The sequence below is a fragment of the Acinetobacter sp. CY81 genome, assembly GCF_059515925.1.
Map to the genome: position 1 here is coordinate 62,455 of NZ_JCAKNC010000003.1, position 14,804 is coordinate 77,258.

Here is a 14,804-nt window from a genome sequence, read left to right on the forward strand (position 1 = left end):
TTTTTAATCTTTTTAATTATTCACTGGTCACGCGGTTAATCTCTTGTAAAGAGGTTAAACCACTAATCACTTTTTTAAGCCCTGATCGGCGAAGATTATTAAACCCCATTTTTTCAGAGGCAGCTGCGATTTCTAATGCATTGCCATCTTCCATAATAATCTTTGAAATTTCAGGTGTGACTTTCATGACTTCGTAAATACCGACACGACCTTTATAGCCTTCACGGCATTCTTCACAGCCAACAGGCTGGTAAATTTTTAATTCAGGATCAGCTAAATCTTTTTCTGTAAAGCCCATTTCTAAGAGGCTGTTTTTTGGAACATCGACAGGTTTTTTACAATGACTACACAGTCTGCGAGCAAGACGCTGCGCAATTACGAGATTGACTGACGTTGCAATATTAAAAGAAGGAACTCCCATATTACGCAATCGAGTCAGTGTTTCAGGCGCACTGTTGGTATGTAGTGTAGACATGACCATATGACCTGTTTGAGCGGCTTTGATCGCAATTTCTGCTGTTTCTAAATCTCGAATCTCACCGACCATAATAATGTCAGGATCTTGTCGCAAGAATGATTTAAGTGCTGCAGAGAAGGTCAGTCCAACTTTGGTATTAACGTTGACCTGGTTAATGCCTTCTAAGTTAATTTCGACTGGATCCTCGGCCGTTGAAATATTGGCACTTTCAGTATTGAGAATATTCAAACCTGTATATAGAGATACTGTTTTACCAGAACCCGTTGGGCCTGTAATAAGCAACATGCCCTGAGGTTTTTCTAGAGCATCCATGAACAATTGTTTCTGGTCCTCTTCATAACCCAATGCATCAATGCCGAGCATGGCACTTGATGGATCTAAAATACGTAAAACGAGTTTTTCGCCAAATAGCGTTGGTAACGCATTGACACGAAAGTCGATGGCTTTAGTCTTAGAAAGTTTTAATTTAATACGACCATCTTGTGGAATTCGTTTTTCTGAAATGTCCATTTGTGACATGACTTTAAGACGAGATGCAAGACGGTTTGCTAGTTGTAAAGGCGGATTGGCAATATGGCGGAGAACACCATCCACACGGTAGCGAACACGATAAGATTTTTCATAAGGTTCAAAGTGTAAATCCGAAGCCCCCATACGAATTGCATCGACTAATAGTTTATTGATGTATTTGACAATAGGAGAGTCATCACCTGAAGGCTCATCTTCTTGTTGAGTTGCGTTATTCTCATCGCCACCAACCAAATCAACATCGAGATCTTCACTGCCAAAATCGAAAGTTGATGTATCAGCAAAACTTTTTTCAATGAGCTTTTCTAGTTTATTTGCTTCAACGATAACAGGTGAGACGTTGAGTTTCGTATTAAATTTAATTGCATCAAGTGCTTCGAGGTCTGTTGGATCACTGGTCGCAACATATAAAATTTGACCGCGTTGATAAAGTGGAAGGACTTGATATTTATTAACTAAATTAACATCTGTAATTTCTTTAGGCAGTAAGTCGGCATTGAAGGCATCTAGATTGAGGTAAGGCTCTCCAAATTCTTGTGCAATCAAAGCAGCAATAATGCTTGGATTGATATTGGAGTGATCAATAAGGTATGGAATTAATTTCTTTTTATTTTTTCTTGCACCATCAATTGCTGCTTGCATTTGTTGCGCAGTCAAATTCCCCTCATCAACTAAGCGACGATTGAGCCCCGAAAATTTTGGTACATTTGGTTCTAATGTCATCACCAATACGCCTTAAAATCATTTTATAATTTGAATACGAAAATTATACGTTTCTAATTAAATAATTCTATACTTAAAAGCATTAATGTATACAGAAATTAAAGTAAAAGAATGACTCATTGATTATTTTCGAGATTATCTTTGCTCAAATACTGCTTTATTTTTAAAGATCATATTTTTAATAAGTACTGAGTCATATTAAAAATTACTTTAATTCAGAAAATTCCGTGTAGAATGTGCGCATTTTAGAAAGAAGGTTAGATGTATGTCGGGTTCGACAATTACTCCGTGGGTTGTAGGCAATTGGAAAATGAACCCAATGCAGGCTAATGCTCAACAATTGGTTCAAGATTTTACTCAGCTTTTAACAGAACAAGTGATTGATTCTCAAAGTTGTCGTATTGGTGTAGCACCAACAACTTTGGCATTACTGAATATCAAAGATCAGCTTAAAAATAGTTCTGTTGACGTGATGACAGTTGCTCAAGATGTATCTCGTATGGCAGGAACTGGTGCATATACTGGTGATATCAGTGCAGAGTTACTCAAAGATAGTGGTATTGACTACGTTTTAATTGGGCATTCTGAACGTAGAGAAATTTTTGGTGATCATCCGCAGATTTTAAATGCAAAAATTAAAAATGCGCTTAGCGCTGGTTTGACCGTTATTTATTGCGTCGGTGAAAGTTTAGAACAGCGTGAAGCAGGACAAGCTGAAGCTGTGGTTTTACAACAAATTTGTGATATTGCTGCAGTGGTTGAAACAGAGCAGTGGAAAAATATTGTGATTGCATATGAACCTATTTGGGCGATTGGTACAGGTAAAACAGCCTCACCTGCAGATGCGCAAAACATGCATGCTAAAATTCGTGAAGGTTTGATACAGATCACTTCAGAAGGTAAAAATACTGCGATTTTATATGGTGGTAGTGTTAAGCCCGAGAATGCAGTAGAGTTGGCAGCTTGCCCAGATATTAATGGTGCGCTGGTTGGTGGTGCGTCATTAGATGCAAAATCTTTTTATCAAATTGCTCACGCATTTGCTCAATCAAAATAATTAGGAGTGCAGCATGCAAACATTTGTGCTGGTGGTACATATTATTTTAGCTGTTTTAATGATTGTGTTGATTTTAGTTCAACATGGTAAAGGTGCAGATGCAGGTGCTTCATTCGGTGGCGGTGGTGCGGCGACTGTTTTTGGTGCATCAGGTTCAGGTAATTTTTTAACTCGATTGACTGCAATTTTGACGGCATTGTTTTTTATTACCAGTATTACACTGGCAGTATTTGCAAAAAAACAAACGACAGATGCTTATGGCTTAAAAACAATTAACACGACTGAACAGGTTGAACAAAAAACGCCTGAAACTTCGACAACTGCACCAAAAACTGCTGAGTAATTGAATATTTCCCTTTCATTTTGATGCTGATGCTACTAGAATGCGACACAGCTGCGGTGGTGGTGGAATTGGTAGACACGCTACCTTGAGGTGGTAGTGCTTTCGGGCGTGGGGGTTCAAGTCCCCCCTTCCGCACCAACTTATAATCCAGAACATAAGTTGGTGTAAGTGGCTAAGTTTTCTGTTGTTGCGGGATGGAGCAGTCTGGTAGCTCGTCGGGCTCATAACCCGAAGGTCGTTGGTTCAAATCCAGCTCCCGCTACCAATCCTTTTTAAAGAAACAAACTTTCTAAAGGCAGTTTTTAAAACTGAGAAACATAATTTGTTATTTGTTGCGGGATGGAGCAGTCTGGTAGCTCGTCGGGCTCATAACCCGAAGGTCGTTGGTTCAAATCCAGCTCCCGCTACCAACTTATTTAAGATACAGACTTAAATAAGCAACTTAGCCTTTTTAAGTTGAAAATAAAATTGTATTTGTTGCGGGATGGAGCAGTCTGGTAGCTCGTCGGGCTCATAACCCGAAGGTCGTTGGTTCAAATCCAGCTCCCGCTACCAAGTTTTTAGAATATTTTTGGTGTCGCTTTTTTATAATGGTTTAGCTTGTCGGGCTCAACTCTTCATAATATTGCGAAGGTTGTTTGTTCAAACCTAGCTTTTGCTACCAATTTTAAAGAGTAGTTTGTTTTTGATTGAATTTTTAGTTCCTAGATTAGGGGGTTAAAACTCATTTGATATACGAAGGTTATTGATTTAAATCAGTTCCACCTACTCATCTGGTTAAGATGCAACTTAATCAGTCGAATATGAGTTATTTGTTGAAAAATGCTTCATATTTGGTTATAATTTTGCACGTTGATGCGGGATGGAGCAGTCTGGTAGCTCGTCGGGCTCATAACCCGAAGGTCGTTGGTTCAAATCCAGCTCCCGCTACCAAGTTTCTTAAAAGAGGCTCACAACTAGGTGGGCCTTTTTGCACAGTGGACTTTGGTTTTCTGTGCAATAATAGGGGCGATTTCGCCCTTTTTTGTTATCTATCGTGTAGTGTGGACATCAATTGGTCAAATTATCATGCTATCACTATAGTAAGTTTATTACGGTCGTAGGGCCGGTTGAATCCCACGGAAATGACGAGAGTAAATGAAGTTATCAAATAAAACCCAAACACTCCTAGACTTAATCACACCTGCAGTAGAAGCATGTAATGTTGAACTCTGGGGTCTTGAATTTACACCTCAAGGTAAGCGTTCATTGTTACGTATTTTTATCGACAAGCCAGTTGGTGAAAATGAAACTGCTGAACAATCGACAATCACTGAAGATGGTGATATTGAGCTTGGGCGTGGTGTAGGTGTGCAAGATTGTGTACGCGTTACACAGCAAGTTGGTGCAATTTTAGATGTGCATGATCCAATTTCAGGTGAGTACGCTTTAGAAGTATCTTCACCAGGTTGGGATCGTCAATTTTTCCATTTGGCACAAATGGAAGCTTATGTTGGACAGCAAGTGGCTTTGCGTTTGATTTCTGCTGTAGAAAATCGTCGTAAATTCCAAGCCAAGCTTGTCAGTGTTGATGTGGCAAATGAACTGATTCAAGTCGAAGTGGAAAATCAACATGTGATTGAAATCGATAGTCATAATATCGATAAAGCTAATTTGATCTTTCAAGACTAAATTTAATTTTAATGAAGAAGAATTTGAATAGTAGGTGACTTATGGGCCGTGAAATTCTTACCGTTGCTGAAACGGTTAGTAATGAAAAAGGTGTTAGTCGTGAAGCGATCTTCGAGGCACTTGAGCAAGCTTTAGTTGCTGCAACGAAGAAAAAATTCTACGAAGGCACAAATTCTGAAGAAGCGCAGCTTCGTGTTGAAATTGACCGTAAAACTGGTGAATACAGTACTTTCCGTCAGTGGACAGTTGTTGCTGATGAAGATCATGAAATGCCTGCTTGCCAAGATGCAATTTCTGATCTTGATCCAGCACAGTGGTCAATTGGTGATGTGCGCGAACTTGAAGTTCCTTCAATTGAGTTTGGTCGTATTGCTGCACAGATTGCAAAACAAGTGATCGTACAAAAGATTCGTGAAGCTGAGCGTGCATTAATCGCTGATGCTTATGAATCTAAAGTCGGTGAGTTGATTTACGGTGAAGTGAAAAAGCAAACTAAAGATGGTTTTATTATCGATCTTGGTGAAAATGCTGAAGCTTATCTAGCACGTGAAGAAATGATCGCAAAAGAAATTTTGCGTCCTAAACAGCGTGTAAATGCGATTTTATTCAATGTAAACCGTGAAGGTCGTGGTGCTCAACTACAATTATCACGTGCTAAACCTGAAATGCTGATCGCTTTGATGAAGAAAGAAATTCCAGAAATTTCTGAAGAAATCATTGAGATTAAAGCTGCTGCTCGTCAGCCAGGTGTTCGTGCTAAAATTGCAGTGAAAACCAACGATCATCGTATTGACCCAGTGGGTGCATGTATTGGTATGCGTGGTACGCGTATCCAAGCAGTACAATCTGAGTTGAATGGTGAGCGTATTGATGTTGTTGTATGGTCTGATGATCCTGCTCAATACATCGCAAGTGCTTTAGAGCCTGCTGATGTATCGGGTATCGTGATTGATGAAGAAGAGCGTACTGCAGATATTATTTTTGCTACGAGTGATCAATTGGCTCGTGCAATCGGTTCTCAAGGTCAAAACGTACGTTTAGCATCAGAGTTAACAGGCTACAAGTTAAACATGATGCTAGAAGATGAATACCGCGCGCGTCAGCAAAATGAAGCGCAAGTGTATTTAGATATGTTTGTAAGTCGTCTTGATATTGAAGAAGATCTTGCAATGGCATTGGTTGAAATGGGCTTCACTTCACTTGAAGAGATTGCCTATGTTCCTGTTGAAACATTCGAAGAAATCGAATTGGATGAAGAAACAGTTGAATTATTGCAAAGTCGTGCAAAAGAAATTGCATTGGCAGATGCTTTAAAACAGCAAGAAGATATTCAAGACCCAAGCGCAGAATTATTGGCAATGGAAGGAATGACTTCTGACGTTGCATTTGCTCTTGCGGCACGCGGTGTAGTGACAGTGGATGATCTTGCGGATCAAGCAACTGACGATATCTCTGATATTGAAGGTTTAGGCGCTGAAAAAGCGGGTCAATTCATTATGAAAGCACGTGAATCATGGTTTAACTAGGAGATCGTATATGACGGATAAGTCAATTCAAGAGTTAGCAGTCAGCGTCGGTCTTCCAGTTGAAAAACTATTAGATCAGGTGCGAGAAGCAGGATTGCCTCAAGCAAAGGCAGAAGACACAATCTCGATTGAACAGCAAGACCGCCTTGTTTCACACTTGAAAAAAGTGCATGGACAAGACAACGGCAGCGCAGGAAAAATCACGTTGAAACGTAAAACAACAAGTACTGCAAAAGTTGCAAGTACTTCAGGTAAAGCTAAAACTATTAACGTAGAAGTTCGTAAGAAGCATACGTTTACTAAGCCAGACCCTGAACAAATTAAAGCAGAAGCTTTGGCTAAAGCTGCAGCTGATACACAAGTTAAAGTTGAAAATAAGGCATCTACATCTGTAGAAAGTAAGCCTGCTCAACCTGTAAATAACGCAAGTGCGGCATTAAATGCAATGCGTGCTGCAGCGAAAACTGAAACTGCTAAGCAAGAAGTTTCGAAAGCAGCTGTTGTTGTTAAACGTAAATCGACCAATAAGCCGATCGTTAAACAAGTAACCAAGCCGACTGAAACAGCTGAACAGAAAAAAGCGCGTGAAGCAGAAGCTGCTAAATTAAAAGCAGTGGAAGAAGCAGCACGTCGTAAATCGGCTGAAGAAGCGCAACAGCGTACACTTGAGCAAATGCGTCAAATGGCAACCAAGTATTCTAATGAAGATGCGACGGCGACCATTCGTGTTGTAGATGATTCTCCATTAGCAGCTGGTCTTGTAGGTCAGGCTTATGAAGATTCATTTGCGAAAGAAGACCGCGATATTAAGCGTGGTGCGAATACACCTACCGCTCGTGCACCGAAAAAAGGTGGACGTCGTGGTCAAGAAGAGCAAAGTTTCAGCAAACAACCTAAACGTGGTCTGAAAACAAGTTCTTCAAATAAACATGGCTTTGAAAAACCAGTTAAAAAACAAGTTTATGATGTTGAAATTGGTGAAACCATTGTTGTAGCTGACTTAGCTGCAAAAATGGCAATCAAGGTTCGCGAAGTTATCAAATCACTGATGAAAATGGGTGAGTTGGTTACACAGAACCAAGCGATTGAACAAGAAGTTGCTGCGCTTGTTGTTGAGGAGATGGGTCATAACCCAGTCCGTGTTTCAGATACTCAAGCAGAAGATAACTTACTTGAAGCTGCTGAAGAAGCTCGTGGTGCGCAATCGACTCGTGCTCCAGTGGTTACAATCATGGGTCACGTTGACCATGGTAAAACATCGCTTCTTGATCGTATTCGTCGTGCAAAAGTTGCTCAAGGCGAGGCGGGCGGTATTACACAGCATATCGGTGCTTACCACGTTACAACTGACAAGGGTATGATTACTTTCCTTGATACTCCAGGACATGCTGCATTTACTGCAATGCGTTCTCGTGGTGCGAAAGCGACTGACATCGTTGTTCTAGTTGTAGCAGCAGATGATGGTGTAATGCCACAAACTGCGGAAGCAATTGATCATGCACGTGCTGCAGGTACGCCAATCATTGTTGCAATCAACAAGATGGATAAAGAATCTGCAGATCCAGATCGCGTATTAAATGAATTGACTGTAAAAGAAATCGTACCTGAACAATGGGGTGGTGATGTACCAGTTGCTATGGTTTCTGCGCACTCTGGTATGGGTATTGATGAATTACTTGACCTTATTTCGATTCAAGCTGAATTGTTAGAGTTGAAAGCGTCTGAAGAAGGTGCAGCTCAGGGTGTTGTAATTGAAGCGCGTGTAGACAACAGTCGTGGTGCGGTAACTTCTATTCTTGTTCAAAACGGTACATTGAAAGTAGGTGATCTAGTTCTTGCTGGTGCATCTTACGGTCGCGTACGTGCAATGACAGATGAAAATGGTAAACGTATTCAATCTGCAGGTCCTTCGATTCCAGTTGAAATCTTAGGTCTTCCAGAAGCGCCAATGGCGGGTGATGAAGTTCTTGTTGTAAGCGACGAGAAAAAAGCACGTGAAGTTGCTGATGCGCGTATGGATCGTGAACGTCAAAAACGTCTTGAGCGTCAATCTGCAATGCGTCTTGAAAACATCATGGCGTCTATGGGCAAGAAAGATGTTCCAATCGTGAATGTAGTATTGAAAACTGATGTACGCGGTACATTAGAAGCATTACACGTTGCGCTTGCTGATCTTGCAACTGACGAAGTTAAAGTACGTATCATTGGTTCAGGTGTAGGTGCGATCACTGAATCTGACGTGACACTTGCTGAATCTTCAGAAGCGGTACTTCTCGGCTTTAACGTACGTGCGGACAATACAGCACGTCAAAAAGCAGATGCGGACAGCATTGATATTCGTTACTACTCTGTAATCTACCAATTGATCGATGACGTTAAGGCGGCAATGAGCGGTAAGCTTGCGCCAGAACATCGCGAAACGATTTTGGGTGTTGCTCAAGTACGTGAAGTATTCCACTCAAGTAAATTTGGTGCAGCTGCAGGCTGTATGGTACTTGAAGGTATGTTGTACCGTAACAAACCGATTCGCGTATTACGTGATGACGTGGTTGTATTCCAAGGTGAGCTTGAGTCTCTTCGTCGCTACAAAGAAGTGGTTGAAGAAGTTCGTGCGGGTATGGAATGTGGTCTTGCGGTTAAAGGTTATAAAGACATCAAAGCACTTGATAAGATTGAAGTGTACGATGTTCAATTGATTAAACGGAGTCTTTAATGGCGGGTAGTCAACGTCTTAAGCGTATGGCTGATACAGTTCAGAGAGAGCTCTCTGAACTGATTCGTCAAGAGCTCAAAGATCCGCGTTTAGGTGGTCTAGTGACTATCTCTGCGGTGAAAGTGAGCCCAGATTTGGGTTACGCAGAAGTTTATGTGACTGTAATGGGTCGTGAACTGGGTGATGAGCAAAATGAAGCGGCAAATAAAGAAACGCTTGATGTGTTAAATAAAGCATCAGGTTTCTTACGCCACGAATTGAGCCGTCAAATCAAGACACGTATTACACCACGTTTGCGTTTCCACTATGACAAAACCAATGCATATGGTAACTACATGTTTGGTCTGATTGCTGAAGCTGTGAAGGATTTACCTCCAGAAGAAGCAAAGAAAGATGACGAATAAGAGTTATCGATAAAAAAGCCACCCTCGGGTGGCTTTTTTTATGGGTTAATTTATAATTTTGAAAATTACAAATAATGATAAATCCTTGAATATGAATGCAAGAATAATAATATTGTCTTTTGGGTTACTGTTTACAGTACCTGCTTCACATGCTTGTATCAACACTTATGCTTTTGATTTAGGCAGAGAGGGCCTAGATGAGCAAACTGCTCAAGCAGAATTAAAAAATTTAGATAAAAAGTTCAAGACACACCAAGAACTTAATGATTATGGTGTGCTACTGATTTATGCACATCAATATAATGATGCTATTGAAGTTTTTAAAGGAATAGAAAAATCGCATCCTTTGCTTGCCAAAACGGCAGCTAATTTAGGTACCGTTTATGAGTTAAATGGTGATTTGGAGAAAGCTAAATATTGGATTAATCAAGGTATTAAACGTGATCCACATATTCATGAAAATAGTGAATGGATTCATCTTAAAATTTTAGATGCCCAATTAGAACAACGGAAAAATCCGAATTGGATAAAAAGCAATGATGTACTTGGGCTTGATTTTGGTTATAAAGCTGCACCTAAAGCTAAAGTGAAGACACTTGAGTTTAATAATCAAATGTTGAGTTTGGAAAATATTTTAGAGCACAGTAAAATTCAAATGGATCAACGGTTAAGATTTGTGAAGCATGATCCTATTAGTGCTCAAATTATATTTAATATGGCGAATATAGAAGCAGTATTACTCAGTGGGGATGAGGATGATGTATGGAGTTTATATGAGCTTGCAGATTCAAGAGGATTTGTAGACAAAGCACTGATTGAGCAACGTATACATTATATTCGAGATTCCAAATGGTATGCGTTTAAACGCTTTTTTGCTGAAATTATTAATATTTTTCATAATATTGGTTGAGGTTCAGCTTGTCATCTTGAGTAAAGAAAAAATACAATTTAACTTTAAAATCAGTTTAAAATGATTTTTATATGAACAAATACAAATAAATACTGAGGAAGAATTGAATGAAAATGTTAAAAATGACAATGGTTTCAATTGCACTGGCAAGCACACTCACACTTTCAGGTTGTGGTTATAACACTTTACAAGCCAAAGATGAGTCTGTGATAGGTGCATGGTCTGAAGTTCAAAACCAATATCAACGACGTGCTGACTTAGTCCCAAATTTGGTCAATGTGGTGAAAGGTTATGCTAAACATGAAGAGCAAGTGTTAACTGAAGTGACGCAGGCACGTGCCAATGTTGCAGGTTTAAAAGTCGATAAAGAAGTTTTAGAAAATCCTGAGTTATTTAAAAAGTATCAAGAAGCACAGTCTCAAATGACAGGTGCATTGTCTCGCTTATTGGCTGTTACGGAGAACTATCCAGATTTGAAAGCCAATGAACAGTTCCGTGACTTACAAGTGCAGCTTGAAGGAACAGAAAACCGTATTGCTGTTGCACGTAATCGTTATATCTCGACTGTTCAAGATTACAACACGTATGTACGCCAGTTCCCACAAGCCATGACAGCTAAAGTCATTGGCATGGATACCAAAGAAAACTTCAGTGCTGAATCAAGTGCTCAAAAAGCACCGACGGTTTCATTCAATTAATTTGAATGAACGCCCTTCAATTCTGGGTTTTGAGTCATGCTTTATCATGTACTTTACCCAGTATGAAAGACTGAGGAATCTCTATGCTGAATCGGCACGTCATTAGGGCTTTAAAAAAGCTAAATGCCATTATCATCATGAGCTTTGTATTGCTTATGGGGTTTGGAACGTCAGTGCTTTATGCTGAAACGGCAACCGCGATAGATCAAGAAGAAGCATTGGTTATCAAAAAGATCATTCAACCTGATCAGCAAGCCAATACGACTCAAAATACGAGCCAAGGAAATACAGATCAAGCCACGGCAAATCAAAGCGCAACCAGTCCGATCACGGTTGCAAATGATATGGCGGATGGTGAATCCATTCGCACACTGCCAACCTTAAATGCCCCTGTTATTGACCAAGCCAATATATTAACTGCCAATGAAAAAGCAGTTTTAGATAGCCAAATTCGAAATTTATACGAGCAAGGTAAGGGTCAAATTGGTATTGTGATTGTGCCAACAACAGGTCAGGAAAGTATTTTTGATTTTGCAATGCGTACAGCAGAACAGTGGAAACTCGGTTCTGCCAAGCAGGATAATGGCTTACTGATCGCAGTTGCGATTAATGATCGACGGTTACACATTGCCACTGGATACGGTTTGGAAGGCGTGATTCCAGACATCATTGCCAATCGAATTATTCGTGAGCAGATCACACCATATTTTAAAGCCAATCAATATGGACAAGGTTTGATTTCAGGGGTAACTGAGATTGAACGGATATTAAATTTAGACCCTGAGATTGCACAAAAAGCAGCACAGGATTTAAAAGATCGCCAAGAAGCAGCAGTTAAAGAGCAGCAAGCCAAAGATCAGACTTTAAGTGCCGTGTTTTTTATCTTGATCGTAGGAATAGTCGCGTCATTTATTATTGGTAATCGCCTTAGTGCATCAGTTGCAGGTGTAACTGCATTTGCTGCCAGTATGATCTTTGGCTCTGGCATTATCATGAGTTTGATCTTTGGTATCGGTATTTTCTTTTTACTGTTTACGTCAATCGCTCAATTGCTATTTCAAGCTTTTCTATCAGGCGCTGGTCGTGGTGGAGGCGGCGGCGGTTTTGGGGGCGGTGGTGGTTTTAGCGGCGGTGGCGGTGGTTTTGGTGGGGGAGGAGCATCAGGCTCATGGTAACAAAGACAGAAACAACTGAAATTATTACTGAACCCAAGTTACAACAGGGTGTCGCTCCGAGTTTGAAGCGTTGGTTTAAACATTTTTTTTATATGCCTGCATCTAAACGATATTTCTCTAAACAAGATCAAACTAAAATTGCTCAAGCCGTAAAAGAGGCTGAGCACGGTCATGTTGGAGAAATTCAGGTGGTGATTGAAGGCTATATCCCTAGCGGTGTTGCCTATAGACAGAACACGCGGTTGCGTGCAAGACAGCTTTTCGCTGAATTGGGTGTTTGGGATACAGCACACAATAGTGGGGTTTTACTCTATTTGAACTTATGTGAACAAATGGTAGAGATCGTGATTGACCGAGGGATTGATCATGCAACACAACAACACGAATGGCAAGCGATATGTGATCATATCACCCAGGAATTGAAACTTAAAAATTACACGCAAGGAGTGATTCAGGGCGTAAAAGAAATTGGTCAGATTCTTGATCGTTTTTATGATCATAAAATTGAAGATCAAGAAAATGAATTGGGTAATGCACCGATCATACTGAACTAATAAGTATTAAAACTGACAAAAAATGTCAGTTTTTTACTTAAAATTACATATAAAAACATAATGTAAAATAAATATTGAAAAGCTCATCACAAAAATTAGAATAGGCATTAAGAAAGTTGGCAATGAAACATCTAAGACACATAAATTGCCAATTTAATTCAAACATAAAGTTATTTAAATTTTTCTTGGGAGAAAAGTTATGAACGCTCAAAAAGGTTTTACCCTTATTGAATTAATGATCGTTGTTGCGATTATCGGTATTTTGGCTGCGATTGCGATTCCTGCATATCAAAACTATATTGCACGTGCACAAGTTACAGATGCTTTAAGCTTAGCTTCAGGTTTAAAAGTTCCGACTGTAGAAGTGATGAGTCAAAAGGCTACTTGTCCAGACAATGCTTCTGCTGAGTCTGAGGGAATTGCTAAAGCAGACGGTATTACAAGTAAATATATTGCATCGGTAACTGTAGCTCAAAAAACACCTGCGGCTGATGGTAAAGCACCAGTATGTACAATTTCAGCTCTTTTCCAAAGTAGTAATGTTAGCAGTGGTTTACAAGGAAAAACTCTTGTATTGACTTCAGTTGAAGAGGATGGCTCGACAGATTGGACTTGCTCATCAACAGATATCGAGCAAAAATACCTGCCTTCATCTTGTACTAAATCTTAATTTTTGAATAAGAGAAAGGAGTATCTTAGGATACTCCTTTTTTATTTATATGTTATTAATTACAATTTTATATTTAACTATATTTGTCTTAGGGTTTCAGCTAGGTTGGATAGCTAATCCTTATGATGAACTGAGAGTTATTCAAGTAATTTTAGTTTTCGCATCAATTATTTTTTCATTATTGTCCAAGCCAGTAAAAACAATATCTAATAATCACTATTTATTAAATATATTATTTCTTTTTTATTCTCTACTAATAATCAATTTTAATAATATATTTCAAATTTATGATTTAATCATGTGGTTAGGCATGTGGCTCATGTTTCACAGCCTGTTGAATTTAAATTACAACACAAAACATAATGAACTAATTTTATCTATCCTGGTTATGGTATCTATATTACCTTGCCTTTTTCTACCTGCTGTTATTTATGAGTTTATCAGTTCATCAAAAATGTATGACTGGCAAATGAATTCGAGTTCTATCAGAATTTATGATAGTTTTATAATTCCTGTGTTTTGGTTAGCAGTATTTTTAAAATATCAAAAAAATAAAATTATTAATTATGTATATCCAATAATCTGCTTTTTGATTGCGTTAGCACTTCTTGTCGATGGTGCAAGATCTGCACTATTAAGCATAGTACTGCCATTAATCGTTATGTTTCTTCTTGATAATAAAAATAAGAAACTAATCTTATTTACATTCCTGTATTTGGGATTGGCATTTTTAGCCTATAAGCTCATGTTTATTGTTCATAACTATTTATCAGGTGATTCAATAGACTTGAATATAGCCAGATTTTCTACATCTTATCGCTATGAAATTTGGGTTTATATGTTTGAAAAATGGCTTGAATCACCATTGCTAGGTATAGGTGGAGGTTATTTAGCAGAGCATCATTTTAAGTATGGACACCATATGCATAACGTATATTTAAGGCTGATATTCGAATGGGGCATGTTAGGTATATTTTTATTGGCGTACTTTTTTTATAAACTATATTTTTTATTTAAATCAAATATTTCGATTGCTCTCAAAATGGGTGTCTTAGCTATTTTAATTGATGCTGCATTTTCGGGGAATTTCATCTATCCTGCATCACAAGTTGTATGTGTACTATTTTTTGCAATTGCTTTTTCAGAGATGAGAATCATCAATGCTAATCAAAACAAAAAAAAATACTACTCTAGCAAAATACTTGTTGTACTTTATGGGATAGCATTTACTGTAATTACTATTTTTTTTATCGGGCAGGATTTTCTTTGCTTCCAGTGTTCAAGTATGGATGGAAGAGCAGCACCTTATTTTTGGGAGCATGGTGGAAGTCAAAGGCTTTCAAAATAATAAAAT

At 38.9% G+C, this 14,804-nt stretch carries 13 protein-coding genes and 5 tRNA genes; 17 read left to right on the plus strand and 1 reads right to left on the minus strand.

Annotation, left to right across the window (positions count from 1 at the left end):
- Positions 1–16: 16 nt before the first annotated feature.
- Positions 17–1,729: a type IV-A pilus assembly ATPase PilB gene (gene pilB, locus AC5YDM_RS04740; protein WP_496150975.1), complete on the minus strand. Its 1,713-nt coding sequence runs from the start codon at positions 1,727–1,729 to the stop codon at positions 17–19.
- A gap of 265 nt (positions 1,730–1,994) precedes the next feature.
- Here pilB and tpiA point away from each other — a divergent pair, with 265 nt between their 5' ends.
- The 17 genes from tpiA to AC5YDM_RS04825 all read left to right on the plus strand — a co-directional run bounded on the left by tpiA (position 1,995) and on the right by AC5YDM_RS04825 (position 14,798).
- On the plus strand, positions 1,995–2,786 hold the full coding sequence (gene tpiA / locus AC5YDM_RS04745; RefSeq protein ID WP_496150976.1) for a triose-phosphate isomerase: 792 nt from the start codon (positions 1,995–1,997) through the stop codon (positions 2,784–2,786).
- A gap of 13 nt (positions 2,787–2,799) precedes the next feature.
- Positions 2,800–3,129, plus strand: coding sequence for a preprotein translocase subunit SecG (secG, locus tag AC5YDM_RS04750; RefSeq protein ID WP_496125768.1), 330 nt, complete (start codon positions 2,800–2,802; stop codon positions 3,127–3,129).
- A gap of 53 nt (positions 3,130–3,182) precedes the next feature.
- Positions 3,183–3,267, plus strand: a tRNA-Leu gene (locus tag AC5YDM_RS04755).
- 50 nt (positions 3,268–3,317) lie between these two features.
- A tRNA-Met gene (locus tag AC5YDM_RS04760) sits at positions 3,318–3,394 on the plus strand.
- 68 nt (positions 3,395–3,462) lie between these two features.
- Positions 3,463–3,539: transfer RNA gene (locus AC5YDM_RS04765), tRNA-Met, on the plus strand.
- A 68-nt stretch (positions 3,540–3,607) separates the two neighbouring features.
- Positions 3,608–3,684 (plus strand) — tRNA-Met (locus AC5YDM_RS04770).
- A 301-nt stretch (positions 3,685–3,985) separates the two neighbouring features.
- Positions 3,986–4,062 (plus strand) — tRNA-Met (locus AC5YDM_RS04775).
- 204 nt (positions 4,063–4,266) lie between these two features.
- Positions 4,267–4,800, plus strand: coding sequence for a ribosome maturation factor RimP (rimP, locus tag AC5YDM_RS04780; RefSeq protein WP_496150977.1), 534 nt, complete (start codon positions 4,267–4,269; stop codon positions 4,798–4,800).
- A gap of 41 nt (positions 4,801–4,841) precedes the next feature.
- Positions 4,842–6,326, plus strand: coding sequence for a transcription termination factor NusA (gene nusA, locus AC5YDM_RS04785; protein ID WP_496150978.1), 1,485 nt, complete (start codon positions 4,842–4,844; stop codon positions 6,324–6,326).
- A 10-nt stretch (positions 6,327–6,336) separates the two neighbouring features.
- Positions 6,337–9,039, plus strand: a complete 2,703-nt coding sequence (gene infB / locus AC5YDM_RS04790) for a translation initiation factor IF-2 (protein WP_496150979.1) — start codon at positions 6,337–6,339, stop codon at positions 9,037–9,039.
- Positions 9,039–9,443, plus strand: coding sequence for a ribosome-binding factor A (locus tag AC5YDM_RS04795; RefSeq protein ID WP_496150980.1), 405 nt, complete (start codon positions 9,039–9,041; stop codon positions 9,441–9,443). The genes infB and AC5YDM_RS04795 overlap by 1 nt, the downstream gene beginning before the upstream one ends.
- A 91-nt stretch (positions 9,444–9,534) precedes the next feature.
- Positions 9,535–10,353, plus strand: a complete 819-nt coding sequence (locus AC5YDM_RS04800) for a tetratricopeptide repeat protein (protein ID WP_496151242.1) — start codon at positions 9,535–9,537, stop codon at positions 10,351–10,353.
- 107 nt (positions 10,354–10,460) lie between these two features.
- On the plus strand, positions 10,461–11,051 hold the full coding sequence (locus tag AC5YDM_RS04805; protein ID WP_496150981.1) for a LemA family protein: 591 nt from the start codon (positions 10,461–10,463) through the stop codon (positions 11,049–11,051).
- Between the two features lie 83 nt (positions 11,052–11,134).
- Positions 11,135–12,226: a TPM domain-containing protein gene (locus AC5YDM_RS04810; protein ID WP_496150982.1), complete on the plus strand. Its 1,092-nt coding sequence runs from the start codon at positions 11,135–11,137 to the stop codon at positions 12,224–12,226.
- Positions 12,220–12,780 carry a TPM domain-containing protein gene (locus AC5YDM_RS04815; RefSeq protein WP_496150983.1) on the plus strand — a complete coding sequence of 187 codons (561 nt, stop codon included), beginning with the start codon at positions 12,220–12,222 and terminating at the stop codon, positions 12,778–12,780. Before AC5YDM_RS04810 ends, AC5YDM_RS04815 begins: the two co-directional genes overlap by 7 nt.
- Before the next feature lie 199 nt (positions 12,781–12,979).
- Entirely contained in the window at positions 12,980–13,450 is a 471-nt protein-coding gene (locus tag AC5YDM_RS04820; RefSeq protein ID WP_496150984.1) for a pilin, read from the plus strand.
- 298 nt (positions 13,451–13,748) lie between these two features.
- Entirely contained in the window at positions 13,749–14,798 is a 1,050-nt protein-coding gene (locus AC5YDM_RS04825) for an O-antigen ligase family protein (protein ID WP_496150985.1), read from the plus strand.
- Positions 14,799–14,804 lie beyond the last annotated feature (6 nt).